The sequence below is a fragment of the Flavobacterium piscisymbiosum genome (genome assembly GCF_020905295.1).
GTDB classification, from domain to species: domain Bacteria; phylum Bacteroidota; class Bacteroidia; order Flavobacteriales; family Flavobacteriaceae; genus Flavobacterium; species Flavobacterium piscisymbiosum.
The window spans coordinates 3,149,010-3,175,691 of sequence record NZ_JAJJMM010000001.1; the positions used below are offsets into that span (position 1 = coordinate 3,149,010).

The following is a 26,682-nucleotide window of genomic DNA, read 5'->3' on the forward strand; positions in this document are numbered from 1 at the left end:
TGATTCACTAATACTTTGATTCAATGGAATTAAACGAACTTATAGGGCGGTTTTTATTGTTGTTTTTCTCAATTCTGATTTTGTATTTTTTCTCTAACAGAAAAGATAATGAAACTATAAATCCGTTGATGGTTATTGTTGGTCTTTGTACTTTTTCGCTTTGTTATTTGTTTACCAAAATCGAAATAGGAGTGGGGATAGGATTCGGGTTATTTGCGATTTTCTCTATATTAAGATTTAGAACCCAATCTTTTACTGTAAATGCAATTATTTTTCTTTTTGCCACGATAACACTCTCGATTTTAGATATAATGTATCCGTACGAAAAGATCGAAGTTTTGTTGTTTTTTCAATTAATTATTATTGGATTTTACATTGCCGCTTCCATTTTGGTCAGTAAAAAAATCTCTAAGTATTTGAATGTAGTCGATGTAAAAATTCCTTTGGAAGGAGATTTTTCATTAAACAATCAAAACATTCGAAAATCGATTCAGCAAAAGATAAATGTTGAGGATTTTGATTTTAAAATTGTGCTGATCAATACCGTTTCTAACGAAATCGACCTTTTGGTTTATTATTGATTATTCATTAAAGGGTCTGACTTGTTTGATGTATAAATCCCTGTTTTTGCCCACAATTTTAAATTCGATATCAACCGGATGATATCTGTTTTTTCTCCAGTAACGATACATTTTAGCTTCAATTTTTTGGCTTACAAGAAAAAGCCGACTCATCTCTTTACGGCTCAATAAAGGCTCATTGTTGTTTAAATTAGAGTTCGAAGTATAATCAATATCAAAATCGTCATCATCAGTTCCCATATTAAAATGATACGCAACAAATTGTTCGCAAACTTCTCCTTTTTCCGGTTTTACAACTGAGTTTTCTCCTTTTTGAATGTTCACCGTAATGCCCGGAAAGTTTTTACGGAAAATGTTTTTGGTAATTATTACGCCATTTGCGAGTTCATCCGGAAAAGAACGATGGACTAAAACTCCCATGGCAATATTTCTTTGGTCAATACCAAAAAGTTCTCTTTCTCCATAAGAGCCCTCATTCCATACACTGGCCCACACTTGTTTAATCGCTTTTTCGAAGGTTTTCACGCTGTCGCCTACAATTCCGGTTTTTGAGTCGTATAAACCTGCGCCATTAAAATCATCTAAATCTTCGGCATTGGTTGAAGAACGGAATCGGAAGTTTTTGAAAGAAGCATTTTTAAAGGTCTCATTTAGCTTTGCTATTAATTGAGGATTGATAGGTTCTTTTTTTATGGCATCCCTGATTTTTTTTAATTGTTGCTTTACCCAAACTGCCGAATCTTTATGTGTGTTTGCTAAAAGCTCATTAATCAAAGGTGAAATAGATTTACTTTGAACGTGCTTTATATAAAAATAAAAGGGAATTGCATGCGTGTTTTCAGGTGTTTTGAATTGAATATCTTTAGAAATTGCAATTAAATACGCTAAGTTTTGCGCTTTTGAACCAATATAATTAATTCCGTTTTTAGGTATTTTACTGAGATCTACCATCGAAGTTACAGTGGTGTCAATAATGAGTTTTTTCTTTTTTGTATTGGCTTTTTGAACAATTTTTTTATTGGTTTCTTTAACGTAAAAAGTATCGATTTCTATCTTTAGCTCTACTTTTCTACCCAATAATCTTTTAAGGTTATTGTCTTTTAATGCATTTGTATAAGCCATAATCGGAATCTTTCGGTTTTTGCCCAAAAGTACCAAATGGCTTAAGGGTGTCTGAAGTTCATTAACAATTATTCCTCTTACATTAGGCAAAATATCCGGTGTTCCGTCTACAATTATAATTTCGTCAGAATTTGGTTTTGTACTTTCGAGATCCTTTAGTTTATATTGTTTCAGGATTCCAACATTGCTTCCGGAAACTACTTCCTGATAGGTTATTTCATTAAAAATAAAATCTGATTTCACGCAAGGAATTTTAAATTTATTCTGTTGAAACCATTCCATCTTTTCGGGATTATTCAAATAGAATTTCAAATTAGAACCTATAAAAGTCGATTGTACGATTAAATTATAAAAGCGCTCAATCAGGGCAATTGGCATATGATCTGAAGCTGCCAATTCGAAAACCCACTTATCAGTTCCTTTAATATGATTTAGATTTCCCAGCAAATAATTCCTGTTTTTATCGGTATCACTGTAATTTTCATTATTAAAAATTTCAAGATCCTGGCTGTAGCTTAAGTAGTTGGTGACAAAATCATAATGTAGCGGAATCAATGTACTATCGAAGTAATACATTTTTTGTTTTTTTAGATCGTAAACAATTTTTACCGATTCGATATTCGAAAATTTGTCTGATAACGGTTTACCTCTAAACGCCTTATAAGCTTCATAATTAGACAAAGTAGCGCTGTATCTTTGTGCATTTAAAGAAGTTACGATAAGCAAAAAAATAAAACTACAAATGTATTTGTACATGACATTTTTATTGATCATTAAAAGTAATTAAAAAAAGCAATCAATTTTATCTACCATGCCATTATATAAACTAATGAAAACTACCGCTATTATCAAAAATAGGACTTATCTTTGCACCCTTGTAAAAATATAAACGATTTAGAATGAAACGTGTAGTTGTTGGACTTTCCGGTGGAGTAGATTCGAGTGTTGCTGCTTATTTATTGCAACAGCAAGGATACGAAGTTATTGGCCTTTTTATGAAAAACTGGCATGATGATTCGGTTACTATTTCTAATGAATGTCCTTGGTTAGAGGATAGTAATGATGCTTTATTAGTAGCTGAAAAACTCGGAATACCGTTTCAAACTGTCGATTTAAGCGAAGAATACAAAGAAAAAATCGTTGATTATATGTTCAACGAATACGAAAAAGGGAGAACTCCAAATCCTGACGTACTTTGTAATCGCGAAATCAAATTTGATGTATTCATGAAAATTGCTTTAAGTCTTGGTGCTGATTACGTAGCAACGGGTCATTATTGTCAAAAAAATGAAATCGAAGTAGATGGAAAACCTGTTTACCAATTGATTGCCGGTGCTGACAATAACAAAGATCAATCGTATTTTTTATGTCAGTTGTCTCAGGATCAGTTGGCGAAATCTTTATTCCCAATTGGTGCTTTAACAAAACCTGAAGTACGTGAAATCGCTGCCGAGATGGATTTAGTAACAGCCGAAAAGAAAGATTCACAAGGATTATGTTTTATTGGGAAAGTTCGTTTACCGGAATTCCTGCAACAAAAATTGCAGCCTAAAGACGGTAAAATTGTTCAGATTGATAAAAACGATCCAATTTACGCTATCGAAAAACCTGCTGGATTATCGTTGCAGGAAGAACTGAAATTAGAAGCTAAAAAACGTGATTATCTTCCAACAATGGGTAAAGTAGTGGGCAAACATCAGGGAGCGCATTATTTTACAGTGGGACAACGTAAAGGTTTGAATGTAGGCGGAACAACAGATCCGTTATTTATCATCGCTACAGACGTTGAAACCAATACCATTTATACAGGTCTAACAAGTCAGCATCCTGGATTGTTTAAAAAAGCTTTGTTTATAGAAAAATCTGAAGTACACTGGATTCGTACTGATTTGGCTTTGCAAGTTGGTGAAACTATGGAAGTAATGGTGAGAATTCGTTACCGCCAGCCTTTACAAAAAGCAACCTTACACCAATTTGAAGACGGAATGTATATTGAATTTGAAGAGCCACAATCAGCAATTACTGAAGGTCAGTTTGCGGCTTGGTATTTCGATAATGAATTAGTTGGTTCGGGAGTAATTTCTTAGCTTTATACTTTTTTACAAAGGTTTTGCCTTTTAAAAAAGTAAACTATGAAGTGTTATTTTACGTTTCTTTTATTGGCGTTTTGTTCTGTGATGTTTTCGCAAGAAGATGCGTGGGTTTATTTTAAAGATAAGCCAAGTGCACAAACGTATTTAGATAATCCATTAACGATGCTTACGCAACGTGCGCTGGATCGAAGAACCAATCAGAATATTCCCTTAAATCTTACCGATGTTCCTTTAGAAGCGACCTATGTCAATCAGGTCAAACTAAGTTCAGGAATAACTGTAATGGCACAATCGAAATGGTTGAATGCGCTTCATATTCGCGGAACTCAAAACAATATTTTATCTTTAAAAACATTATCATTTGTAGATAAAGTAGTTTTTGCGAATAAAAACCTCAATACAACTTCTAAAAAAGTTTCAGAAAATCAGGTCTTTCAATCAAAAGATAATCTCAAAACAACAATCAATTATAGTTACGGATCTTCTTCCAACCAGATTCAAATGCTTAACGGTCAGGTTTTGCATCAACAAAATTATACTGGTTCAGGAAAAATAATAGCCGTTTTGGATGCTGGTTTTCCGGGAGTGAATACGGCTCAGCCTTTCAAGAAACTTATCGATAACCATCAAATTTTAGGCGGTTACGATTTTGTGAATAGAAACAATGATTTCTATACTGGCGATGACCATGGGACAATGGTACTTTCTACAATGGGCGGTTACAAAGAAAATGCTTTAGTAGGTACTGCTCCTGACGCTAATTATTACTTATTTATTACGGAATACGATCCTACAGAAAACCCTGTAGAAGAATCGTATTGGGTCGAAGCGGCAGAGGAGGCAGATCGTTTGGGAGTTGATATTATTACGACTTCTTTAGGGTATTTTGGTTTTGATAATGCCAATTATAGTCATACTTACAGTGATATGAATGGTACGACGAATTTTATTTCGCGTGGTGCCGAAATTGCTTTTAGTAAAGGAATTGTAGTAGTGGCTTCGGCAGGAAATGAAGGAAATACAGCAGAACCTCATGTAGGTGCTCCGGCAGATGCTGTTTCTGTGATTACAGTTGGTGCTGTTACGGGGTCAAAAACAAAGTCGCCTTTTAGTTCTATTGGACCAAGTTATGACTTAAGAATTAAACCCGATGTTATGGCGCAGGGAACTGCTGCTGTAATCTCTGATATCGCAGGAAATATCACAACGGTGAACGGAACTTCGTTTTCGTGCCCAATTATGGCGGGAATGATTGCTTGTTTATGGCAGGCTTTTCCGTCGAAAACGAATAAAGAAATCAGGCAAATGGTGCTGCAATCTTCAGACCGATATGCTAATCCTGATAATAATTATGGTTACGGAATTCCAAATTTTGGGATGACTTTAGGAGTAGAAGACTATAAAACCTCAGTTTCTGTTTTTTCTGTATTTCCTAATCCGGCTCAAACTACAGTTTCTTTTTTGTTTGAAAATAATGCAGCTTCTGTTTCAATTTACTCAGTTTTGGGTCAAAAAATAATCGAAAAACAAATTACCAGTCAAAATCCGATTCTTTCTGTTGAAGCTTTAAAAAGCGGACTCTATTTTTATACTTTTGATGCTGATGGTTTGCACAAAACAGGAAAGATTATCAAACAATAATTACATTTTTGAATGAATAAAATTACACAGCTTTTTAATATAAAATATCCCATTATTCAAGGCGGAATGATCTGGAATAGCGGTTATAAATTAGCTTCGGCAGTTAGTAATGCGGGAGGTTTAGGTTTAATTGGTGCTGGCTCGATGTATCCTGAAGTTTTAAGGGAACATATCCAGAAATGCAAAAAAGCAACTGATAAACCGTTTGGGGTTAATATTCCGATGTTATATCCCAATATCGAAGAAATAATGAATATCGTGATCGAAGAAGGTGTGAAAATCGTTTTTACTTCGGCTGGAAATCCTAAAACCTGGACTTCTTTTTTAAAGGAAAAAGGAATTACAGTTGTACATGTGGTGAGTAGCAGTGTTTTTGCATTAAAAGCCCAAGAAGCCGGAGTTGACGCCATTGTTGCCGAAGGTTTTGAAGCTGGTGGACACAATGGCCGCGATGAAACCACAACTTTGACTTTGATCCCGATGGTGAAAGAAAAAATTCAGATCCCAATTATTGCGGCAGGCGGAATCGCAACCGGACGCGGAATGCTTGCTACAATGATTCTTGGTGCAGATGGTGTTCAGGTAGGAAGTCGTTTTGCGGCATCGATAGAATCGTCTTCGCACAATAATTTTAAAGAAACGATAGTTAAGGTTAAAGAAGGTGATACACAATTGACATTGAAAGAATTAGCTCCGGTGCGTTTGATCAAAAATAAGTTCTACAATGATGTTCAGGAATTGTATGAAAAATGTCCATCCAAAGAAGATTTAGTGCAGCTTTTAGGAAGAGCACGAGCCAAAAAAGGAATGTTTGAAGGCGATCTTGAAGAAGGCGAACTCGAAATTGGACAAATTGCAGGATTGATTCATGAAATATTACCTGTAGAAAAAATTATTCAAGAAATGATCACCGAATTTGAAATTGCTCGTCAGGAAAAGGCTAAATTTGAGTTTTAATTATCTGCATAAAATACAATATGAATTCTATCCGCACCTATATAGTACTATTTTTTTTAGGGCTTTGTTCGCAACAAGCTTACAGCCAAACGTATCAGTTTAAAACTTCGGGATTTAGTGTTTTAGAAAAAAATGAAAGAGGTAAATGGGGCGAATGGTCCAATCTTGATCTGGTCAATTTATCAGTTGTTCTGGATACCAATAAGCATAGAATTGTAGTTTATTCTCAGGAAATCCAGCTTTTTAAAATACTTGATTATATCGAACGTGAGGAAAATGATACTGATATTGTTTACTCTTTTATGTGTAAAGATAATGATGGGCGAGACTGTAAACTATCTATTATTACCCGAAAAAAGCAAGATTACAGAAAGCAATTATATATTAATTACGACGATCATATTATTGTTTATAATGTTTTTAGTGTTTAGGTTTTAAAAATAAACTGATATTACCCGTTTTTAGAGTATGATAAATTTCTACAATGCTATAAATTTGATGCTAATACGTTATTTATATACTTTAAGATTCAATTGAATAATCTTTAAAAATATAAATAAAGCATTGTAGATAAGAAGAAACATTAAAAAACGAATATCATGATTTGGAGTAATTTATTAATTGGAATTTATGTTTTGATTTTAATAGCGAATGGTTATTTCTGGTATAAGTACAATAAAAAGGCTTCTGCAGATCAGAAAAAAAAAGAAGGCTGGAATAATTATTACTTAATAGGAACGATTTTTATTCTCACGTTATTATTTCAAAAAATGGGTTGGTAAATAATAGTCTTAAATTATTTAAAAACAATAAACCCGACAAATTTCTAAATCTATCTGGTTTGTTGTAAAACTTAGAGCCTTAGCATCTCAGCACCTTAGTACCTTTCTCTAAGAATCAATATCCTTGATAAAGTCATCATACTCCAGGTAAAACATTTCCAGAGCATTCATTTTTTCGAAAAAGAAATCAAAAATAGTATCCCAATTATTGCGATTGCTGAAACCTACACCTTGTATTTCAGTCCAGATTCTGCTGATGGTTTTTCCGCTTTCCAGAGTATAATTTTTTTCGAAAACCAAATCTTTAATAAATTCTTCTTCGAGAATATTTTTTAGAGCTTCTAATTTTTCAAAATAAGCATTTCTTTTTTCATCGCTTCTTTGTTCAATGTCAATTAAAACCTGAGCTTTTTTATTGTCTACATAAAATTTAAAAGAGAAATCTTTAATCTTGGTATCATACAATACCCATTTACGAGGATATTTTTCGGCGAAAGCCACCCAAAATTCTCTTTTTATTCTTTGTGATTCTTCTTTACTGTACATTTTTATGGCTTTGATTTTAGAAAGCTTGTAGAAACGCGTTTTCTAAACTATATTTATATTTTATTTGAAAATACAAAAATAAACTTTGAATATGGATTTTCAAGATTTTTTACAATATGTTCCTAATTTAATTCCAGTTGAACTACCGGCAGTCGCCTCACATATAAAAATGGCTCCAAAAGAGCGCATAGAAGCCTTAAAGAATTTAGATTTAAAAATAGAGAATCCAAGAATTGCTGCCGTAATGATGTTGTTTTATCCAAAAGAAGGAAAAACACATTTAGTGCTAATTGTTCGTAATGCTTATAATGGAGTTCATTCTTCGCAAATTGCTTTCCCAGGAGGAAAGTACGAAACAACCGATTCAGGTTACGAGGAAACAGCGCTGAGGGAAACTCATGAAGAAGTGGGTGTTTCTCCCGAGAAAATAGAGGTAGTAAAGCATTTTACCCCAATGTATATTCCGCCAAGTAATTTTTTGGTGCATCCATTTTTAGGCATTGCCAAAGAAGAACTTTCGTTTTATCCGGATATTAGAGAAGTAGCCGATATAATAGAATTACCTTTGTCTGTATTTTTAAACGATGAGATTATTGTCGAAGCCACATTGTCAACTTCTTATGCTAATAATATTTTAGTTCCTGCGTTTAATATTCAAAATCATATTGTTTGGGGTGCGACTGCTATGATTTTAAGTGAATTGAGAGATGTCCTGAAAATTACTTTTGAAGAAAACTCGTAAAAGAGTAAATTTAACAATTTGATATTCATTATAATAACAATTTATTTCCGAAATTGCTTTATAGTTCTGCTAAAAGAATAATTTTTGTATGTTTGCGTTCTAACATAAAAATACAATAAACAGCTATGGGATTGTTTAAACGAAATCCTTTTGGACATATATTATTCATCAAGAAATGGTTAATCCGAATTTTAGGAGCCATGACCCACCGAAGATATAGAGGTTTTAATGACTTACAGATTGAAGGATCTGAAATCATTAAAACGCTTCCGGATACAAATGTTTTGTTTATATCAAATCACCAAACTTATTTTGCCGACGTTGTCGCGATGTTTCATGTCTTTAACGCAAGTTTAAGCGGACGTCAAGATACTATTAAGAATATTGGCTATCTGTGGCAGCCCAAAATGAATATTTATTACGTGGCGGCCAAAGAAACGATGCAAGCGGGTTTATTGCCAAGAATTTTAGCTTATGTTGGTGCTATTACTGTAGAAAGAACCTGGCGCTCAAAAGGTGTCGATGTTACAGAAAAACGTGATGTTAACCCAAATGATACGGAGAATATTAGAATCGCACTCGAAGATGGCTGGGTAATTACGTTTCCGCAAGGAACTACAAAATCGTTTAAACCGGTTCGTAAAGGAACAGCGCATATCATAAAACAGCATAAACCAATTGTAATTCCTATTGTTATTGATGGTTTCCGTCGTTCGTTTGATAAAAAAGGTTTAAGAATGAAGAAAAAAGGAATTCTACAATCCTTTATCATCAAAGAACCTCTCGATATTGATTATGAAAACGATACAATTGATGAAATCGTAGAAAAAGTAGAATACGCTATCGAACAGCATCCGTCATTTTTAAAAGTCATTCCAGCCGAAGAAATCAAGGTAGAAGAAGAGCTTAATGAAATGAGAAGATGGAGTTATAAAGCTTCTGAAAGCGAACATTAAAAAAGTTTCAGGTTAAAGTGTTTTTAAAAAAAAACTTAGTCCCGAAGCCTCGGGATAGTGCCTTAGAATCTTAGCAACTTAAAAAAAGCTTTGTCCCTTTCTTAGAAATCAATTTTCTTCAATTCTTTATAATTAGCGTATAATCTGCGTAATAAAGTTCCGTAAATTAATCTGTAAATACACCAGAATATACCCAATAAGCCCAATATTGTGAGGATTAAAATTCCCATAGTAAAGAACATTGCTTTTCCGTCTGCGGCTAATTTTTCTCTTAAAAAGCTCATATCTGGATTGTAAACAAAGGTGATAAAATAACTGAATATAGATATGATCACGAGCATTCCTAAATTATACCATACATAATACTGAACTGTTTTTCTTGTTCTTAGAATGGCACTCATTAACATTTTTGTAGCGACAGTTGTTGAAATTGTTTTGTAGTTTTTATAAAAATTAATCACAAAAAATAGTACAACTATATAATTGAAATAGGTTAAAATATCAAGAGCCAATACTATTTCGGGATGATTCATTTTTCGCAACAAATCATCGGTATTGATAAATACGTTCGAGAGCGACCACAATAAAAATTCCAAAATGCTAATAACCAAAATCCACTTCACGGTTGAAGAAGATTGTTTGTGAATCATTTTATAAATCTCTTTTTCAGAAATTTGTTGAAAAGAATCCGAGTTCTTTTTCCAGTCTTTTTTTAGTAAATCCAGTTCTTTCATAATAATTTTTAAGGATTTAATATTTTTTTAAGTTTCCCTTTAATTCTGTTCATTTTCACACGTGCATTCACTTCGCTGATTCCGAGAGTTTCGGCTATTTCCTGATAATCTTTGTCTTCTAAATACATAAAAACTAATGCTTTTTCGATGTCATTAAGCTGATATACCGCTTTGTACATCAGTTTAATCTGTTCTTCTTCTTCATAATTGTAATCGACATCTTTTATAAAATGCTGATGACTCTCGTACTCTACAGTCGGTACGGTTCGTTTGGTTTTTCGATATAAGGTAATGGCGGTATTCAAGGCAACGCGATACGTCCAGGTCGAAAATTTACTGTCGCCTCTAAATTTAGGATAAGCTTTCCATAACTGAATGGTGATTTCCTGAAACAAGTCTTTATGAGCATCTTCGCCGGCAGTATATAACCTACAAATCTTGTGGATTATATTCTGATTTGCCTGCAATTGCGCAACAAATGACTGTTCTAGATTTTCGCTCATAAAGTATTAGTAGTGTTGAAATCACTTTTGTTACAAACTCTTTTGCTTTTTTGCCACGAATTCACAAATTTCCCGAATTATAGCAAGCTTATTAATTAATAGAATATTTAAAATTTGTTTTTAAATTATAAAAATCCGTTTAATCCGTAATATCCGTGAGCTAATTTTTATAATTCACGCGTTTTGTAATAATTCACCATTAGGTCTACAAATTTGCTATACCCTTCCATTCCGTCCTTTTGATTGTTTGTTTTTAGGAAATTATCATAAAAAACATGAAAACCTTTATCTATAAAAGTATCATATTGTTTCCAGAAATCCTGACTTTCCTGATAGTTTTTTAAGATTCCAACATGAACGGTTTTCTTTAATTGTTTAAATATTTTTTCATCTTTCGCTTGCCAGATGCCTAAACAATAACGCAAAGCAAAACTATATCCTGAATATTGATAATATAAATTATCATTTTTAACAGATGATAAAACGCCTATAAAGTTGCACTCACTTTCACTGGCAAATCCCATTTGGTGTGCCATTTCATGACAGCTTGTAAGCGGGAAATTATACATTGGTAGTAAATCATTTACCTGAGCTTCATTCGTAAAGGGATTCAAATATCCGCCAAATCCCATATAAGTTAAAGGCAGGCTGAAAAGAGATTTTTTTACGCTAATGATTTCATATTTAAAATAAGGATGTTCTTTTGCAAGATTTTCATATCCCTTAAGATTCATCTGAAAGGCTTGTTCCTGTGAATAGGGGAAAACGATTTTTGTGCTGTCATTTTTATTAATTTGGAACTGAATTTCATTTGTTTTTACAATAAGTTTTTTGGTAAAAGCCAATAATTCAGCATCAGTATATTCTCTTTGAATTTTCATTTTTTCGAAAAGAGGTTCTCTGTAATAGTTGAATGCCCAAAGCAAATGAAAGAAAAAGTAGAATATAGATAATACGCTCAAAGCTTTAAGAAGATTATCTTTCCATTGCAGTTTCCAGGTTTTTCGGGTTTTCCAGATCCATCGAATCAAAAAAATGATCAATATAGAATAAATGCAATCTCCCACAGAAAACGGAATTCTGCCTAAAACAATTCTTGAAAAATGAGAGATTTTCGAGTACAATCCGTTGCTGTAAAATCGTTCGATAAATTCAGGGAAAAAGCGCAGAATTTTTAAGAGGATAATTTGAATTAACAGGAATAAAGGAAGAAGATATTTTGATTTCACAGTTTAAATTTTGTATACGTAAATATAAATACAATATTGATTTATAAAAAAAGTTAGCAACGAATTCCGCGAACTTTCACTAATTATTAGTTTATAATTTTACAAAATAAGATAGTATTTGTGAAATTGTATTTTAATTTCAAGAAGATTATTGCTAATTCGTGAAATTCGTGGCGAAAAAAAATATAAACTTTGTAACTTTGGAACTCTTAATTGTTAAACTTCAAACAAAATATAATGAGTCAGGAAATAAGAAATCTGGAACCTAAAGCGCTATGGAATAAATTCGCTGATTTAAACGCTGTTCCGCGTCCGTCAAAGAAAGAAGAACGAGTAATCGAGTTTATGAAAAACTTTGGAAGCAGCTTAGGTTTAGAAACTTTTGAAGACGAAATTCGAAATGTAATCATCAGAAAACCGGCAACTCCAGGGATGGAAAACCGCAAAGCAATCGTTATGCAAGGGCATCTTGATATGGTGCACCAAAAAAATGCAGATACAGTTTTTGATTTCGATACTCAGGGAATCGACATGTATGTAGACGGTGACTGGGTTCGTGCCCGTGGTACAACTTTAGGAGCTGATAATGGGTTAGGAGTGGCTACAATTATGGCTATTCTTGAAAGTAAAGATATTCCGCATCCTGCAATCGAAGCTTTGTTTACTATTGATGAAGAAACCGGAATGACGGGAGCTTTAAATTTAAAAGGAGGAATTCTTCAGGGGCAAATTCTTTTGAATTTAGATACAGAAGAAGATGATGAAATTGATATAGGTTGTGCTGGTGGAATCGATGTAACGGCTACAAGAAGCTATAACGAAGAAGAAGTTCTGGAAGGATCAGTTGGACATATTATTACCGTAAAAGGGCTTAATGGAGGTCATTCAGGAATGGATATTCATAAAGGTTTAGGTAATGCCAATAAAATCATGAACCGCTTGTTATTTGATGCTTTTGAAAACTTTGGTTTGCAAGTGGCTGAAATCAACGGAGGAAGTTTAAGAAATGCTATTCCGAGAGAAAGCGTTGCAAAAGTAATTATTTCTGAAATGTTTGATGAAGCGTATATTTTTGATATGCAGGAAATCATCAATGATATCAAAGCGGAATATAAAACGACTGAACCTAATTTATCGATCGAAATCGTAAAATGCGATTTACCTGAAAAAGTAATGGATTTAGGTGTTCAGGAAGGAATCATCCGCGCTATTTATGCTGCTCATAATGGAGTTTACAGAATGAGCGCTGATATGGAAGATTTAGTTGAAACTTCAAATAATATTGCCAGAGTTATTGTAAAAGATGGTGAAATATCTATTGGATGTTTAACACGTTCATCTGTAGAAACTTCAAAATTTGATTTGGCAAATGCATTGCGTTCTGCTTTTGAATTGGTAGGTTGCGAAGTAGAATTATCTGGTTCTTACCCAGGATGGACGCCAAATGTAAATTCTGAAATATTAGATACTTTGGTTGGAATCTACGAAAAACAAAATAATGAAAAGCCAAAAGTGGTAGCTTGTCACGCAGGTTTAGAATGTGGAATCTTAGGAACAAATTACCCTGATATGGATATGATTTCTTTTGGACCAACAATCCATGGTGCGCATTCACCAGATGAAAGAGCAAGTATTTCTTCGGCTCAAAAATATTGGAAATTTGTGTTAGAAATTCTTTCGAATATTCCGGTTAAATAAAGTAATCAGTTTTCAGTCACAGTTTTCAGTTTCTCATTGAGACTGAAAACTGCGACTGCGACTGAAAACTAATCTCTCTTAGGACTATTTTTCTTCTCTCTTTTTTCTTCTTTCTTTTCTTTAGCCGTTTTTAACGGTTCTTTTTTTGCTGTTTTTTTAGCATCCTGACTCTTAGCCATAATATCTTGATTTAGTTTGTATTATTTATTTTAATAGTAAATGTAAGGTTTTTTATAATCCTAAAGGCATAAAAAAATCCCCAATTTATAAAATTAAGGATTTGAGTTTAAGAAAGTATTGATTATTATGTTTTGGTGTTACTGCAGAGTAAAACAAAATAATTTCAGATAAATTTCAATCTAAGTTGGAAATTTATCAATTATATTTCTTTTAAAAGTATGGGTTTTCCATTTACTTCCATTCTTTCTATTTTTTCATCATTTGGGAATAGTGGCCAAAATTTAGCCATAAAAGATCTGGTCTTTCCTGCTTTTAAAATCATTTTGTAATTCTCGGTAGTTGTAGTTATCTTCATTCCTTGTACCACTTGATGAATATCGTATTTTTTGTTGTTTTTGTCAATAAGGAAAAATTTTTGAAAATCTATTTCTACGTCTGAGTTAGTAGTATTGGAGAATTGTATCAATACTGTTTTAAATTTATGTCCTTTTTGATAATAATTAGTTTGATAAAATCCTGCATCTCCATATGCAGAAGATTTAGAGCTGTAAAATCTTTTTATGCTATATGTTACGCCATCTGAAAAATCAAACTTATTTTCTTCTATTCTTTGCGCATTTATATGTTGTAATATGCCGCAGCATACTAACAGAGTAAGTAAAATTTTTTTCATTATTTTTTTTAGTTGTTCGCTGCAACGGCTGTTATAACAAGGTTTTTTTTATTTTTCTTTCATATTCTGTTTCAAAACCAAGATAACTAATATCATTTAGTTTTATAATTTCGTTTTCACTCCAATTGGAATCTTCATCAATTAAATGTAATTCAACTGAATCATTTGTTACCCATAGTATTTTACCAACAAAAAATGAATCTTCATTATCATAGGTAAAAATTGAAACTACTTCGGATACTAAGCTTTTCAATGATTTTTCTAAATCTTTAAAGTCATTCAAATTAATATTAGCTAATAAACTTTCTGAGTTGTCATTTTTCAATTCTGCATAATCGTTTTCTTCCCATGTTCTATATTTTTCAATATCACTGTTTTTCACAATAGTATATCCGTCAAACTTTTCGTTTTCTTCGTCAAAATTAAGAAGCATAACTATTTCAGAGTTTGCTACGACACACTTTCCCGTGTAAATATCATTTACAATTGGTGCAAGATCAAGATCTACGATTAATTTTCTTTCTGCTATTTCTTCCATTTGTAAGTTACGTATTTAAAATGTGCTATAACGTTTTGGCATTACAGCGGGTTTGGGACTAAATTAAGCCCATTCTTCGGATCTTCCAAATCATCTCAAAGACAAAATTATTTTCCCATTAAACCTATTGCCCAAATCTGTTATGGTCGCTGTTGATGGCAGTGATTTTTATTCATAATTTATTACGCTTTCCAGTCCTAATGCTTCTAAGTCTATTTTTAAAGATAAAGGGGATTGGATCATTTTCAAAATACTTTCATTCATGTTCGTACAAGAAACGACACCTAAGTTGTTTTCGATAGCAATTTCTATGAACTTACAAAAATCTGTAAAGTATTTTTTTGCGTCTTCGTTAGTAGGGTATAAGTTTTCTTTGTCTAACCACAAAAGTTTTAAATCTTCATTTGTCACCAAATTTATAAGTCCGGTACAATTTGAACGGGAACTATAAAATATACTTCCCAAATTGCTATCAGTAAAATTGAAAATAATTTCTCCTGCAACAGAATTTGGATTAGCATTAACACGTCCGGTAAATATACTTCTGCCTAAAATTAAATGAGGGTTAAAAGCAGCACATTCTGAAAAAATCATTAACGTCAAAATGAGGTTGATGTCTTCTATTACTTGCCCATTTGCTTTTTGAAAATCTTCTTCGTCTTGATAGCGTTTTTTAATAAAAATAGAATATTCTTCGCTTGTTCCCTTTTTTCGTGTGTGTATATTGAGTAAGGTTTTGTGTGATTTAAAGTCTTCGTCTAAATCTTGACTAAATCTTAATATTTCAGCAATTCGTTCATCATTTTTATCATTTCCATAGGCTATATATTTTCCGAATTCTGAATTAAAATATTTTTTAATTAATTCTCCATTACTTTTAAAGTCAGTAACAATTTTTGAATAGAATTTTTTATCGTCAAAGTGATGTAGAGTATTCCAATCGCCCATTTTAATGATTTTTGAGGTTTATTTGGTATTGCTATCAACGTTTTGCTGTTATAGAGCGGGTTTGGGACTAAGTTAAACCCATTCTTCTGATTGTCAAGTTATCTCAAATACAAAACCAATTCTATTAAGCTTATTGTTCAAATTCGTTGTAGTGGCTGTGATATGCTGTTTTTATTTCCCTTTCCGCCAGTCTTCCAATGTCATTACAGTTTTGGTTTTTGGATTGAAGTATTTTATTTCAAAAGTTTTTTGGTCTACATAATAATTTAATTCTCTATTTCCAGCTTCTACTCTAATCCAATAATAACCTTTTCCAGTGTCGTATGGAGATTCTAAAATGGCCGTTGAAGACCAATCTTGATTTTCAGGCATCTTTATCAATAATTGTGTAATCTTGTGTCGTTTTTTATTGTCGACATTACAAATCTCGCAAATTTCAAAACTTGGATTTCCAGTAGGGAAAAAAACTTCATTGAGTAGAGGTTTATTTTTTTCAAGCTCTTCAACTCTTTTTTGAGTCCATATGTAATAAATAAAATGTTTTCTCGATTTGTCTTCTTCAAGATTGTATTTATATGTTTTAAGAGCGGAGATCTTGTCTCCTATGCTTTCATAATAATTTCCGAGCGCATAATAGTTGCCATTACAAGTACCAATGCTGTCGATAAATGATTTAGCAGACTTGAAGTCTTTTAATTTAACATAGTTTGCAGCATAGGCGATAGCTGCATCTCCAGTTTTGTTATCTTCAGTATTTAATTCGTTGATTGATTCCTTGTATTTACCAATCTTATAAAATAATTCTGCTTTAAAACTGTGTAAGCTACGGTTAATGTTAGGTTTAATTTGTGATATGTATTTATCTTTTTCGTTCTTATTTACGATTAATAAACTGTCTACTTTCCTGAGAACTTTATCTGGATTTTTTTCAGATTCAATATATAATTTATTTAAAAGATTTTCAAAATTTGTAAATGCTTCTGAAATTTTTTCATCTTCTTGATGCATCTTTTCGTGCTCCTTGTCAAAGAATAAATCTGGTTTATCGTTCTTACAAGAAATAAGAAGTAAAAAAAATAAAAATGTTACTTTTTGCAGTTTTTTCATAAATGGTTTGTAAATTTTCGGTAGTACAACGGTTTTGCGATTAATTACGCCCATTCTTCAGATTTCCCAAATTTCCATTAAGTCTATTGCTAAAATCAGTTGTAGTGGCTGTTAGTTAAAGTTAATTCTTTGTTTCATAGTATTCCAACCAATTCCGTATTCTTCCGACAAACATTTTTAGATAATTTTCACTCAAAAATATATTCGACCAATCAAATCTTTGTGCTTGTACTCCAAGATAAAACACAAAAATTGACGCACCCGCTTCTGGAATTAACTTTATTTCATTTTCTGATAAATGTCTTATTTTTTGGTATCCATTTAAAAAACTTTTAGCCTTTAATTCATATTCATTTTTGTCGGATTCTATAAAAAATAATTGTTTGCAAAAATAGCCAACATCCAAAATTAATAAACCATTTCCACAATTATCAAAGTCAAAAATAGTGATTTCATTTTCATTATTAACGCTCAAATTATCATACCAAATATCCAAATGAACTATTCCATTTTGATCTTCTAATAAATTACATTCTTTTATTCTTTTTGGTATTTTACTACCAATTTCTTTTAAGAATTTCATTTCATCTAAATCTTCGGTAAAAAATGTTTTTAAATAATTATATGAACTATTTAAAAACATTTCAAAATCATAGTTTACTCTGTCAATTTTTTTATTTTCGGTTATATTATGAATTTTAGCCATTAATGAACCAATAGAATAACAAGTTTCATTAGACATAAAGCGAATTTTTTCTCCTTTAGCATAAGAAAATACAACAACATATCTAATTCCTTCTGGGGCATTAATTTCTTGAATAAAATTTCCGTTTTTGTCGACAATTGGATGAGAAACAGATAAGGAATTATTTTTGAGTAAAATTAATAATTCTAATTCTTGTTCAATTTCTTTTTTTGTTCTCCATTTGTAACAATAAACTCTTATAACAAATTTAGTTTCATTATCCGAAATAAAATAAGTATGATTTAAACCTGTTCTAAATAATTTACAAATAAAATTTTCGTTTAGTTGGTATTTTTCAGTTATAAAGAGTCCCAATTCCTTTTCAGATAATGTTGATGCTAATACTGGAAATGTTGTCATTATATTCGAATTTTGTTTAATAGAGGATAGCCACTAAATAGGATGCCTTTGTATGAAAATATCTGTTTTAGTAAAAATCAAATATAACATATTTGTCTTACAGATAATTAAGCAGAACCTTAATATTATTGATTACTTTTCGCAATAACGTGTGGGAGCTATAAGGTCGGCTTTTCTACGCTTTTAAAAATAAAAAACACTTTAAAATAAAAATCCCTGATCACTTAGAGTAATCAGGGATTAATTTATTAGAGAATGCTAAATTTTAATTTCGTTTCAGGACTTTATATTGTTCGTAACAGCCATTAATTGCATCCATAATCTGTAAATCATTTGCTGATTGTATAAAGGCTTCAGAATAATTACATCGCTGTAAAATTTCAGGAATTTCATCTTTGCTAATGCCTAACAATACTGAGACAGTTTCGCGATCGTATTTAGATTCTAACAGATTTCGAACAGTATCGTCTTTTCTCATTTCTTTTAATTTCTTGAGTTCTTTCGCATTTTTTCCAAAGAAACCATAGAGCACATCGGCAGGATTAAAAATAGATCCTAATACTTTTCCAAAAGCATTTGGAGAATATTCACCCGCTTCATAACCTTGTGTAAGACCTGAAATACTATAACGATAGTTCTCTTTAGTTGGAATCAATTTAGAATCGACTTCAAGATATCCTGTTAAATTAAAAGGAGCAATGATAACTTCTTCCAGGGCAATTGCTTTTTCTGTAAGCTGAATTCTGGTTACTTTATTTTTTATCCAGTCATTCGTTACTCTGATTCTAAGAGATTGAAATCCTAAAATCGAAAAGTGAATCGTGTCATTAAGCTGAACGTCTATCTCAAAATATCCTTTGGCATCAGATTTTGCACCACGAACTTTGTTGGTGTTGATGATGTTTACATTAGCAAGAGGTTGTTTACTATTATCGTTGATAATGTAACCAGATACTCTTTGAGGTACTGTAGACTCATTGTCTTGCGCAAAACCAATTGTAGATAGTAGTGTAAAAAAGAAAACTGCGAAATATTTCATATCCTGATTTAAAGCACTAAAAGTACTAAATAGGGATTAAATATTTCGCAGTCTTCGAATATAATTATCAGAAAATTAACAAAGCAAGAAGTGTTACTTTGGTATTCAACTAAAAAGGAGTAAGGAGATCTAAACTAAATTGTTTTGAATTAGAAGACACATCAATTGAGAGGAAGATTCTAATATAAAAAAATCCCAAATTCCAATTATGTCTGGAATTTGGGATTTTATATTTTAAGATATTGACTTATTAGTCTCTTCTTGGTCTTCTTGGTCTTGGTGAATCACCAAAGCTTTCAGAACGTCTTGGAGCTCTGTCTGAACTACCTTCGCTTCTTGGAGCTGAGCTTCTAAAACCACCTTCTCTTTTTGGAGCAGATGAGTTTCTGTCGCTTCTGAAACCACCTTCTCTAGGAGCAGAGCTTCTGTCGCTTCTAAAACCTCCGCCACCAGAACCTTCACGTCTTGGTCCGAAACTTCCACCGCCAGAACCTTCTCTTCTTGGTCCTCCAGAGCTTCTTCCGCCACCAGAACGTCCGTTATGGTCACGTCTTCCGCCACCATCATTTTTAGAAATTTCAACATTAATACGACGTCCTTCTAATTGTACGTTGTTTAATACTTCCATTACTTTTTCAGTGTGCTCAGGATCAGTGTTAAAGAAAGAGAAACCTTCTTTTACATCTACTTTGAAAACGTCATCACGACCTAAGTCTAATGTTTCTTTCAAATAATCTTTAAGTGACATCCAATCGAAGTTGTCTCTTGAACCGATGTTTACAAAATAACGAACTGCTCCGTTATTATTGAATTCTCTTGGTTCAGAATCGCTTCTTTCACGTCTTTCTCCAGATTGAGTAGAGATATCTCTGTTCTTTTTGTAGTAAGCAATAAAACGGTTAAATTCTACAGATACCATTTTCTTGATCAACTCTTCTTTAGATAAACCTTCAAGAACATTGTTGATTGCTGGTAAATAGTTGTCAATTTCGTGATCAACCTCAGTATCTTTAATTTTGTTTGCTAAGTGTAATAACTGGATTTCGCAGATTTCGATTCCGGAAGGAATAGTTTTTTCTTCGAATTTTTGTTTGATGATTCTTTCGATAGAAGAAATTTTACGTAGCTCACTTTTTGTAACAATTACAATAGAAGTTCCTAATTTTCCAGCTCTACCAGTACGTCCAGAACGGTGATTGTAAGTTTCAATCTCGTCAGGAAGTTGGTAATTTACTACGTGAGTAATATTATCAACGTCAATACCACGTGCAGCAACGTCAGTAGCGACAAGCATCTGAATTTGTCTTCCACGGAAAGATTTCATTACACCATCACGTTGCGCCTGAGATAAATCTCCGTGCAATGCAGCAGCGCTGTATCCATCTTCAACTAATTTTTCTGCTACAGCTTGTGTATCTCTTTTAGTACGACAGAAAACCACAGAGAAAATATCTGGATTTGCATCGGCTAAACGTTTCAAAGCTTCGTAACGGTCACGTGCATTTACTAAGTAAAACTCGTGAGAAACTGTTGCAGAACCTGAGTTCTTAGCTCCAACAGTAATTTCTACCGGGTCGCTCATAAATTGTTTTGCAATTCTGGCAACCTCTTGTGGCATAGTTGCAGAGAACAACCATGTGTTTTTTTGATCTGGAGTATCTGATAAAATAGATACGATGTCTTCATAGAATCCCATGTTCAACATCTCATCAGCTTCATCAAGAATACAGTAATCTATATTTTTAATGTTTACTAAACCTCTGTTGATCATGTCTTGCATTCTCCCCGGAGTAGCCACAATAATTTGTGCCCCTCTTTTAATGTCTCTAGCTTGCTCTGTAATACTAGCCCCGCCGTAAACTGCTACCACATTAATACCTTTCTCGTATTTTGAGTAGTTTTTAAGTTCGTTGGTAATCTGTAAACAAAGTTCTCGTGTTGGCGATAAAACTAATGCTTGTGTATTTTTGTTGTCAGCATCAATTTTTTGAATTAGCGGAAAACCGAAAGCTGCCGTTTTCCCTGTCCCTGTCTGAGCCAACGCAACCATATCCGTGTCTTTTTCCAATAATAGGGGAATCGCTTTTTCCTGTACTTCTGACGGATTCTCAAATCCTAGATCTAAAATCGCCTTCAGTAACGATTCATTCAATCCTAATTGTTCAAATTTATTCATATATGTATTTAAAATAGGGTGCAAAATTACTGTTAATTATTCAGATAAACTAATGCTATTTTAAGAATTATGTATTTGTTATGATTTGATTATCAAAAAGTTATGTTTCATGTAGCATGATTTTTATCTGACAATCCAGAAAATTCGGGAAAAATACGTCGTGAAATATAAATTTTGGACTGTAAAATGTTGTATTCTAAACAATTATTTTGCTGCATTCAGAAAATCAATTAGTTGGTGAGTAGCTTTCGCACGATGACTGATTTTATTTTTAACGTCTGAGGCCAGTTCAGCAAAAGTCTCAGTATAATTTTCCGGTTGAAAAATAGGGTCGTAACCAAAACCATGATTTCCTGTTTTATCAAGAATAATACTTCCTTTTGCAATTCCGGTAAATAAATGCTGTTTCCCTTTTAAATTTAATGCGATAACAGTTTTAAATTGAGCGCTGCGGTCTTCTTTATCAACTAAAGCTTCCAGAAGTTTGTTCATATTATCATCGGCGTTGCGTTGTTCTCCCGCATATCGTGCAGAATAAACGCCAGGTGCTCCGCTTAAAGCCGTAACTTCTAATCCGGTATCATCTGCAAAACAATCATAACCATACTTTTCAGTTACATAATTGGCTTTCAAAATGGCATTTCCTTCGATTGTATCTGCAGTTTCAGGAATTTCTTCGTGACAGCCAATATCTTCTAAACTTAACAATTGTATCGATCCGTTTAGGATACTTTGAATTTCCTTGATTTTATTAAGATTGTTTGACGCGAAAACCAATTGCATGATGATATATTTTAAGAGATTATTATTAAGAGTACTTTAAAACACAAATTTAGAATTCTTATATTTGATAGACGACATGAAATAAAAATAAATGCAGATATCATTATTATATAAAAAAATAACTCCTTTTGTTAAGCCATACAGGAAAATGGTGATTGCCACTTTATTGCTTACTTTTTTAGGGTCATTTGCTGCTCAGGTAAACGCATTAATATTAAAGTATACAGTTGATTCTATCAGTAAATTAATGGTAGCGCATGAACCTTTGTCAAAAGGATTTCATTTATTAGAAATTATCAGCATTGTATTACTTTCAAAAGAGTTGGTTTATTCAGTAGTGCAGTTTGGGCAGAAATTTTATGGAGAAAAGCTGCGAATCTTTATAACCCGGGATATTTCTCAGTCTATAGTCGAAAAGATTCTGACTTATAGAATGGAGTTTTATACTTCTAATGAAAATGAAAGCGGAAAACTTCAAACCAGAATCGATCTCGGTATTAGCAGTTTAACACGATTAGTTCAGAATTTCTTTATTGATATTCTGCCTCTGTTTGCAAATGCTTTTGTGGCTTTGGCAATTATGTTTTATGCTAATGTATATGTAGGTTTGGTTAGTTTGTGTATTATTCCTATTTATTTTTATATCAGTCAATTGCAAGCTAGAAAGTTGAGTGGTTTTAGACGAAGAATGCGTCATTATCGCGAAACTAAGAACAACGGAATCATAAGTTTAATCGAATCAATAACTGTGATTAAGTCTTTTGTTCGTGAGCCTATGGAAGCAGATCGGCATAAAGATATTCAGTTCGAAATGACCGAGAATCAGCTCGAAACCAGAAAAACCAGTTTTATTTTTGAAAGTATAAAGGGCTTTGTAGAGCAAATAGGAGTCGTGATTATTATTATTCTAACCGCTTATTTTGTGCTCAATAATACCATGACAATTGGGGCAATCATGTTTCATATTATGTTGTTTAACAATGTATCAGCGCCAATCAGGCAATTACACCGTATTTATGATGAAGTAAATGATGCCTTGATTTATTCTGAAGGATTCTTCGATATTTTAGAATCAGAAAACGAAAAAGAAACCAGTGGCGATTATATTCCTGAAAAAATAAAAGGACTTATAGAAGTTAAAAACGTCGATTTTGTTTATCCAAACGGAACAAAAGCGCTTTGGGATATCAATTTCACCATTAAACCCAATGAAACAACAGCTTTGGTTGGACTCAGCGGAGCTGGAAAAAGCACTATCATTAATTTATTGGATAAGTTTTATTTACCGTCAAGCGGAAAAATTTATCTGGACGGAGTAGATTTAAATGATTACAATACTGACTTTCTTCGTAAAAACATTGGATTAGTATTACAGAAGAATCACATTTTTAAAGGTACAATCGCCGAAAATATTTTATACGGAAAACCTGATGCTACACAATCAGAAATTATTGAAGCCGCCCAACAAGCCTATATTCATGATCAGGTTATGCAATTGCCAAAAGGTTATGATTCAGATGCGCATTTACTTTCGGGAGGGCAGCAACAGCGAATTGCTATCGCGAGATTGTTTCTGAAAAATCCGCCTATTATTTTCCTCGACGAACCAACAGCAAGTTTGGATGCAATTGCCACAGAGCAAATAAAAAAATCCCTCGATGCTATTAAAAAAGACAGAACCGTAATTATTATTTCGCACAGTATTTCTCAAATTATAGATGCGGCAAATATCATTGTTTTAGAACAAGGAAGGTGTGTCGAAAAAGGAACCCATGACGAATTGTATGATAATAAATCAGTGTATTATCAAATATTTACGGCAATGGCAAATAGTTTGAATATTGATAAAATCACGCAAACGCTGGATTAAAGTTTGTTTCTTAAAACGATTCTTTCAATTAAAAAAGCTGTAAAAGCTCCAAAAGTATAAGCGAGAATATCACTCCATAAAAAACCTTGACCAAGAACATATTTTCCAAATAGTGTTTTTCTAAGCTCATTAATCCAATCAGCCTGATAGCGTTGGGAAAACTCAATTGTATAGCAAATCAATAATGAGAAAATCAGAATTTGCGTCGCTTTTTTTTCGATCAATAGTATTCTAATGAAGGTATACATCATCACAGCGTAAAGAAAATCTCCTGTACATAATGGTATCTCATCAAATTCTCTGGAGAAGATTCCAAGAAAAATAATCAATAAGAGAATGATGAAGTAGTAGAATCGTTTTCTTTTCAAGTGCAGTTATATTTAGAGCAAATTTATATTAAATTTTTTATTGGTAATACTGGTGATTTCTCTTTGTCAAAGTTTAAAACTTTGACAAAGATTCTCATTAAGAGAAAAGTTAATTCAATTTTTTCATGTGTAATATTGAAGGCTTCCCTTTGTCAAAGTTCCAGACTTTGATAAAGGTTCTTTTTTTATAATTAATTAAGAAAAATCTTATTTATTTGGTATTTTTGATCTTTTAAATTTTAAAGATATTAAATCATTGGATATTAGAATTCAAAACTTAGAACCGGACTGTTTTTATCATATTTATAACCGTGGAGTAAATGGAGATAAAGTTTTTCAGGAAAGTGATAATTACATGTTTTTCATGGCACAATTTCTCAAATACTTAAGTAATGTGTGCGATCTCTATGCTTATTGTCTAATGCCAAATCATTTTCATTTTTTAATTAAAATAAAATCTCAAGAGGAATTAGTTATTTTTTTTGAAGCGAAGAATAAAAGATCAAATAATAAAGGTTTGCATTCAATAGAAAGTATTTCCAGTAAACAATTAAGTAAATTTATTAGTTCTTATACTCAGGCATATAATAAAGTTTTTGAAAGACATGGTCCGTTATTTGAATCTCCTTTTAAAAGAAAGAAAATAGATTCTGAGCAATATTTAATGAATGTGATTGTGTATATTCATCAAAATCCAATTGATATTAAGAAGGATTTTAAAAGTTATAAATTTTCTTCCTATTCAACTGTTTTGTCTTCTTTGAAAACTAATTTAAAAAGAGGTGAAGTAATTGAATATTTTGATAATTTGGAAAATTTTATATTTTGTCATACTAAGATAATTGACTTTAAATTTTAAGGTTTTAAAGAATCTTTGTCAAAGTTTTGAACTTTGACAAAGAGGAAAGAGAAGAGGAACTATTTGGTTTAATATGTTATGTTTTCGAAATCTAGAAAAATCTTTGTCAAAGTTTTGAAATTTTGACAAAGAGCAACTAAGAAAAAAAGTCTCAGATAGTACAGTTTTAGGGAGTGAAAAATACAAACACTCAAATAAGTTTACTTTATTTTATAAATTTATCGATTCCAAAAAATATAGTAATTTTCTATCTAATTAAATAACCACATGAATACAAGATTTACAGCTTTGGTTTTGACCTTATTTTTATTTGTAAGTAATGTCTACTCTCAAAAAAACAATTCCTTTAATATTAAAAAACAACTTGAATATTGCGCAGAACAAGCTTCGAAAACTCTAAAGGTAATTCCGGATGATGGAACTTCTCCAAGAATGGTTCCTAACGGAAGCAAGGATTGGAAATTTGTTAATTACAAAGATTGGACAAGCGGATTCTGGCCAGGAGAACTATGGTATTTGTATGAAGCAACAGGAGATAAAAAATGGGAAAAAGAAGCAGATAAATTTAGTCAGTTTTTGAAGCCTTTGTCTGTTAGTAAAGCTGCAGATCATGATTTAGGATTTCAGATTTTTAATAGTTTCGGAAACGGTTATCGTTTAACTAAAAACAAAGAATATAAAGAAATTGTTTTAAAAACTGCTGATACATTAGCAACACTGTTTAATCCAAAAGTGGGTACAATTCAGTCTTGGCCACATAATAAAATGGGCGGTCATAATACGATCATCGATAATATGATGAATTTAGAATTGCTTTTTTGGGCTTCTAAAAATGGAGGGAATAAAAAGCTGTATGACATTGCGGTAAAACATGCCGAAACTACGATGAACAATCATTTTAGACCAGATTACAGTTCGTATCATGTTGTTATTTATGATTATGAAACCGGTAAAAAAATAAAAGGCAGAACCGCGCAAGGTTATAGCGATGATAGTATGTGGGCTAGAGGTCAGGCTTGGGCGATTTATGGATTTACAATGGTTTACAGAGAAACAAAGGATCCTAAATTTTTAGACTTTGCGCACAAATTAACCCGAGTTTATTTAGACAGATTAACGAAGGAAGATTTAATTCCTTATTGGGATTTTAATGCGCCTGGAATTCCGAATGAGCCAAGAGATGCTTCGGCAGCAGCTATTGTTTCTTCGGCGCTTATTGAGTTAAGTTCGTATACAAAAGATGTAAATCTTAAAAAGGAATATCTAACAAAGTCTAAAAAAATGATTGTTTCGCTTTCAGACCATTATCAGAGTCATGATGTAAATTCGGCATTTTTGCTTCATTCTACAGGACATAAACCTGCCGGAAGTGAAATAGATTGTTCGATAAATTATGCAGATTATTATTATCTTGAAGCACTTTTAAGACTTCAAAAAATAAAAAAATAACGT

Annotated in this window: 26 protein-coding genes; 12 read left to right on the forward strand and 14 right to left on the reverse strand. The window is 32.3% G+C overall.

All coding sequences use genetic code 11. The annotated features are described in order from the left end of the window. Positions 1-23 precede the first annotated feature (23 nt). Complete coding sequence (locus tag LNP81_RS13740) at positions 24-581, forward strand: DUF4956 domain-containing protein (RefSeq protein WP_230036701.1); 558 nt, start codon at positions 24-26, stop codon at positions 579-581. Here LNP81_RS13740 and LNP81_RS13745 read toward each other — a convergent pair whose 3' ends face one another. Then, the gene (locus tag LNP81_RS13745) at positions 582-2,477 is read right to left on the reverse strand and encodes a PEP/pyruvate-binding domain-containing protein (protein ID WP_230036703.1); all 1,896 of its coding nucleotides are present in this window, start codon (positions 2,475-2,477) and stop codon (positions 582-584) included. Positions 2,478-2,602: 125 nt separating this feature from the next. Here LNP81_RS13745 and mnmA point away from each other — a divergent pair, with 125 nt between their 5' ends. The 5 genes from mnmA (at position 2,603) to LNP81_RS13770 (ending at position 7,176) form a co-directional block, all read left to right on the forward strand. After that, entirely contained in the window at positions 2,603-3,790 is a 1,188-nt protein-coding gene (gene mnmA / locus LNP81_RS13750) for a tRNA 2-thiouridine(34) synthase MnmA (protein ID WP_230036705.1), read from the forward strand. A gap of 45 nt (positions 3,791-3,835) precedes the next feature. Then, positions 3,836-5,437 (forward strand): S8 family serine peptidase, encoded by a 1,602-nt coding sequence (locus tag LNP81_RS13755; RefSeq protein WP_230036707.1) that lies wholly within the window; start codon positions 3,836-3,838, stop codon positions 5,435-5,437. A 12-nt stretch (positions 5,438-5,449) separates the two neighbouring features. Then, positions 5,450-6,394, forward strand: a complete 945-nt coding sequence (locus LNP81_RS13760) for an NAD(P)H-dependent flavin oxidoreductase (protein ID WP_230036710.1) — start codon at positions 5,450-5,452, stop codon at positions 6,392-6,394. Positions 6,395-6,414: 20 nt separating this feature from the next. Then, complete coding sequence (locus LNP81_RS13765) at positions 6,415-6,825, forward strand: hypothetical protein (RefSeq protein WP_230036712.1); 411 nt, start codon at positions 6,415-6,417, stop codon at positions 6,823-6,825. Between the two features lie 168 nt (positions 6,826-6,993). Continuing rightward, a complete protein-coding gene (locus LNP81_RS13770; RefSeq protein ID WP_230036714.1) occupies positions 6,994-7,176 on the forward strand; it encodes a hypothetical protein in 183 nt (60 codons plus the stop codon). A 108-nt stretch (positions 7,177-7,284) separates the two neighbouring features. On the opposite strand, the gene LNP81_RS13775 is transcribed toward LNP81_RS13770, so the two are convergent. Continuing rightward, positions 7,285-7,722: a DUF4268 domain-containing protein gene (locus LNP81_RS13775; RefSeq protein WP_230036717.1), complete on the reverse strand. Its 438-nt coding sequence runs from the start codon at positions 7,720-7,722 to the stop codon at positions 7,285-7,287. A gap of 91 nt (positions 7,723-7,813) precedes the next feature. On the opposite strand from LNP81_RS13775, the gene LNP81_RS13780 reads away from it, so the two are divergent. Continuing rightward, positions 7,814-8,464 (forward strand): NUDIX hydrolase, encoded by a 651-nt coding sequence (locus tag LNP81_RS13780; protein WP_230036719.1) that lies wholly within the window; start codon positions 7,814-7,816, stop codon positions 8,462-8,464. 125 nt (positions 8,465-8,589) lie between these two features. Continuing rightward, entirely contained in the window at positions 8,590-9,420 is an 831-nt protein-coding gene (locus LNP81_RS13785) for a lysophospholipid acyltransferase family protein (protein ID WP_230036721.1), read from the forward strand. Positions 9,421-9,521: 101 nt separating this feature from the next. Here the strand turns inward: LNP81_RS13785 and LNP81_RS13790 are convergent, their stop codons facing one another. The 3 genes from LNP81_RS13790 to LNP81_RS13800 all read right to left on the reverse strand — a co-directional run bounded on the left by LNP81_RS13790 (position 9,522) and on the right by LNP81_RS13800 (position 11,886). Continuing rightward, positions 9,522-10,154, reverse strand: coding sequence for a hypothetical protein (locus LNP81_RS13790; protein WP_230036723.1), 633 nt, complete (start codon positions 10,152-10,154; stop codon positions 9,522-9,524). Between the two features lie 8 nt (positions 10,155-10,162). Beyond that, entirely contained in the window at positions 10,163-10,657 is a 495-nt protein-coding gene (locus tag LNP81_RS13795; protein WP_230036725.1) for an RNA polymerase sigma factor, read from the reverse strand. A 167-nt stretch (positions 10,658-10,824) separates the two neighbouring features. Further along, a complete protein-coding gene (locus tag LNP81_RS13800) occupies positions 10,825-11,886 on the reverse strand; it encodes a DUF3810 domain-containing protein (RefSeq protein ID WP_230036727.1) in 1,062 nt (353 codons plus the stop codon). A 237-nt stretch (positions 11,887-12,123) separates the two neighbouring features. Here LNP81_RS13800 and LNP81_RS13805 point away from each other — a divergent pair, with 237 nt between their 5' ends. Beyond that, complete coding sequence (locus tag LNP81_RS13805) at positions 12,124-13,584, forward strand: aminoacyl-histidine dipeptidase (RefSeq protein WP_230036729.1); 1,461 nt, start codon at positions 12,124-12,126, stop codon at positions 13,582-13,584. A gap of 379 nt (positions 13,585-13,963) precedes the next feature. Here the strand turns inward: LNP81_RS13805 and LNP81_RS13810 are convergent, their stop codons facing one another. The 8 genes from LNP81_RS13810 to LNP81_RS13845 form a co-directional block, all read right to left on the reverse strand. Continuing rightward, the gene (locus LNP81_RS13810; protein WP_230036731.1) at positions 13,964-14,437 is read right to left on the reverse strand and encodes a hypothetical protein; all 474 of its coding nucleotides are present in this window, start codon (positions 14,435-14,437) and stop codon (positions 13,964-13,966) included. A 31-nt stretch (positions 14,438-14,468) separates the two neighbouring features. Beyond that, positions 14,469-14,975, reverse strand: a complete 507-nt coding sequence (locus LNP81_RS13815; protein WP_230036734.1) for a hypothetical protein — start codon at positions 14,973-14,975, stop codon at positions 14,469-14,471. Between the two features lie 168 nt (positions 14,976-15,143). After that, positions 15,144-15,923 carry a hypothetical protein gene (locus LNP81_RS13820; protein ID WP_230036736.1) on the reverse strand — a complete coding sequence of 260 codons (780 nt, stop codon included), beginning with the start codon at positions 15,921-15,923 and terminating at the stop codon, positions 15,144-15,146. A 171-nt stretch (positions 15,924-16,094) separates the two neighbouring features. Further along, positions 16,095-17,030 carry a tetratricopeptide repeat protein gene (locus LNP81_RS13825; RefSeq protein WP_230036738.1) on the reverse strand — a complete coding sequence of 312 codons (936 nt, stop codon included), beginning with the start codon at positions 17,028-17,030 and terminating at the stop codon, positions 16,095-16,097. A 121-nt stretch (positions 17,031-17,151) separates the two neighbouring features. Next, entirely contained in the window at positions 17,152-18,135 is a 984-nt protein-coding gene (locus LNP81_RS13830; RefSeq protein ID WP_230036740.1) for a phosphotransferase, read from the reverse strand. 265 nt (positions 18,136-18,400) lie between these two features. Then, positions 18,401-19,174: a carboxypeptidase-like regulatory domain-containing protein gene (locus LNP81_RS13835; RefSeq protein ID WP_230036742.1), complete on the reverse strand. Its 774-nt coding sequence runs from the start codon at positions 19,172-19,174 to the stop codon at positions 18,401-18,403. Between the two features lie 250 nt (positions 19,175-19,424). Next, positions 19,425-21,350 (reverse strand): DEAD/DEAH box helicase, encoded by a 1,926-nt coding sequence (locus tag LNP81_RS13840; RefSeq protein ID WP_230036743.1) that lies wholly within the window; start codon positions 21,348-21,350, stop codon positions 19,425-19,427. 204 nt (positions 21,351-21,554) lie between these two features. After that, positions 21,555-22,133, reverse strand: coding sequence for a non-canonical purine NTP diphosphatase (locus tag LNP81_RS13845; protein WP_230036745.1), 579 nt, complete (start codon positions 22,131-22,133; stop codon positions 21,555-21,557). 91 nt (positions 22,134-22,224) lie between these two features. Between LNP81_RS13845 and LNP81_RS13850 the strand changes: the two genes are divergently transcribed. After that, complete coding sequence (locus tag LNP81_RS13850) at positions 22,225-24,003, forward strand: ABC transporter ATP-binding protein (protein WP_230036747.1); 1,779 nt, start codon at positions 22,225-22,227, stop codon at positions 24,001-24,003. Here LNP81_RS13850 and LNP81_RS13855 read toward each other — a convergent pair. Then, positions 24,000-24,371: a ribosomal maturation YjgA family protein gene (locus LNP81_RS13855; RefSeq protein WP_230036749.1), complete on the reverse strand. Its 372-nt coding sequence runs from the start codon at positions 24,369-24,371 to the stop codon at positions 24,000-24,002. The two genes, LNP81_RS13850 and LNP81_RS13855, sit on opposite strands and share 4 nt — an antisense overlap. A gap of 256 nt (positions 24,372-24,627) precedes the next feature. Here LNP81_RS13855 and LNP81_RS13860 point away from each other — a divergent pair, with 256 nt between their 5' ends. Both LNP81_RS13860 and LNP81_RS13865 read left to right on the forward strand, forming a co-directional pair. Next, complete coding sequence (locus LNP81_RS13860) at positions 24,628-25,230, forward strand: transposase (protein WP_230036751.1); 603 nt, start codon at positions 24,628-24,630, stop codon at positions 25,228-25,230. Positions 25,231-25,497: 267 nt separating this feature from the next. Beyond that, a complete protein-coding gene (locus LNP81_RS13865) occupies positions 25,498-26,679 on the forward strand; it encodes a glycoside hydrolase family 88 protein (RefSeq protein WP_230036753.1) in 1,182 nt (393 codons plus the stop codon). Positions 26,680-26,682 lie beyond the last annotated feature (3 nt).

What these genes read in the sequence shown, in the direction of transcription:
- LNP81_RS13845 (WP_230036745.1), bottom strand. Translation starts at nt 22,133, where the DNA reads ATGCAATTGGTTTTCGCGTCAAACAATCTTAATAAAATCAAGGAAATT.
- LNP81_RS13765 (WP_230036712.1), top strand. Translation starts at nt 6,415, where the DNA reads ATGAATTCTATCCGCACCTATATAGTACTATTTTTTTTAGGGCTTTGT.
- LNP81_RS13755 (WP_230036707.1), top strand. Translation starts at nt 3,836, where the DNA reads ATGAAGTGTTATTTTACGTTTCTTTTATTGGCGTTTTGTTCTGTGATG.
- LNP81_RS13775 (WP_230036717.1), bottom strand. Translation starts at nt 7,722, where the DNA reads ATGTACAGTAAAGAAGAATCACAAAGAATAAAAAGAGAATTTTGGGTG.
- LNP81_RS13820 (WP_230036736.1), bottom strand. Translation starts at nt 15,923, where the DNA reads ATGGGCGATTGGAATACTCTACATCACTTTGACGATAAAAAATTCTAT.
- LNP81_RS13745 (WP_230036703.1), bottom strand. Translation starts at nt 2,477, where the DNA reads ATGATCAATAAAAATGTCATGTACAAATACATTTGTAGTTTTATTTTT.
- LNP81_RS13740 (WP_230036701.1), top strand. Translation starts at nt 24, where the DNA reads ATGGAATTAAACGAACTTATAGGGCGGTTTTTATTGTTGTTTTTCTCA.
- LNP81_RS13780 (WP_230036719.1), top strand. Translation starts at nt 7,814, where the DNA reads ATGGATTTTCAAGATTTTTTACAATATGTTCCTAATTTAATTCCAGTT.
- LNP81_RS13810 (WP_230036731.1), bottom strand. Translation starts at nt 14,437, where the DNA reads ATGAAAAAAATTTTACTTACTCTGTTAGTATGCTGCGGCATATTACAA.
- LNP81_RS13815 (WP_230036734.1), bottom strand. Translation starts at nt 14,975, where the DNA reads ATGGAAGAAATAGCAGAAAGAAAATTAATCGTAGATCTTGATCTTGCA.
- LNP81_RS13760 (WP_230036710.1), top strand. Translation starts at nt 5,450, where the DNA reads ATGAATAAAATTACACAGCTTTTTAATATAAAATATCCCATTATTCAA.
- LNP81_RS13825 (WP_230036738.1), bottom strand. Translation starts at nt 17,030, where the DNA reads ATGAAAAAACTGCAAAAAGTAACATTTTTATTTTTTTTACTTCTTATT.
- mnmA (WP_230036705.1), top strand. Translation starts at nt 2,603, where the DNA reads ATGAAACGTGTAGTTGTTGGACTTTCCGGTGGAGTAGATTCGAGTGTT.
- LNP81_RS13805 (WP_230036729.1), top strand. Translation starts at nt 12,124, where the DNA reads ATGAGTCAGGAAATAAGAAATCTGGAACCTAAAGCGCTATGGAATAAA.
- LNP81_RS13770 (WP_230036714.1), top strand. Translation starts at nt 6,994, where the DNA reads ATGATTTGGAGTAATTTATTAATTGGAATTTATGTTTTGATTTTAATA.
- LNP81_RS13785 (WP_230036721.1), top strand. Translation starts at nt 8,590, where the DNA reads ATGGGATTGTTTAAACGAAATCCTTTTGGACATATATTATTCATCAAG.
- LNP81_RS13835 (WP_230036742.1), bottom strand. Translation starts at nt 19,174, where the DNA reads ATGAAATATTTCGCAGTTTTCTTTTTTACACTACTATCTACAATTGGT.
- LNP81_RS13830 (WP_230036740.1), bottom strand. Translation starts at nt 18,135, where the DNA reads ATGACAACATTTCCAGTATTAGCATCAACATTATCTGAAAAGGAATTG.
- LNP81_RS13790 (WP_230036723.1), bottom strand. Translation starts at nt 10,154, where the DNA reads ATGAAAGAACTGGATTTACTAAAAAAAGACTGGAAAAAGAACTCGGAT.
- LNP81_RS13795 (WP_230036725.1), bottom strand. Translation starts at nt 10,657, where the DNA reads ATGAGCGAAAATCTAGAACAGTCATTTGTTGCGCAATTGCAGGCAAAT.
- LNP81_RS13865 (WP_230036753.1), top strand. Translation starts at nt 25,498, where the DNA reads ATGAATACAAGATTTACAGCTTTGGTTTTGACCTTATTTTTATTTGTA.
- LNP81_RS13850 (WP_230036747.1), top strand. Translation starts at nt 22,225, where the DNA reads ATGCAGATATCATTATTATATAAAAAAATAACTCCTTTTGTTAAGCCA.
- LNP81_RS13840 (WP_230036743.1), bottom strand. Translation starts at nt 21,350, where the DNA reads ATGAATAAATTTGAACAATTAGGATTGAATGAATCGTTACTGAAGGCG.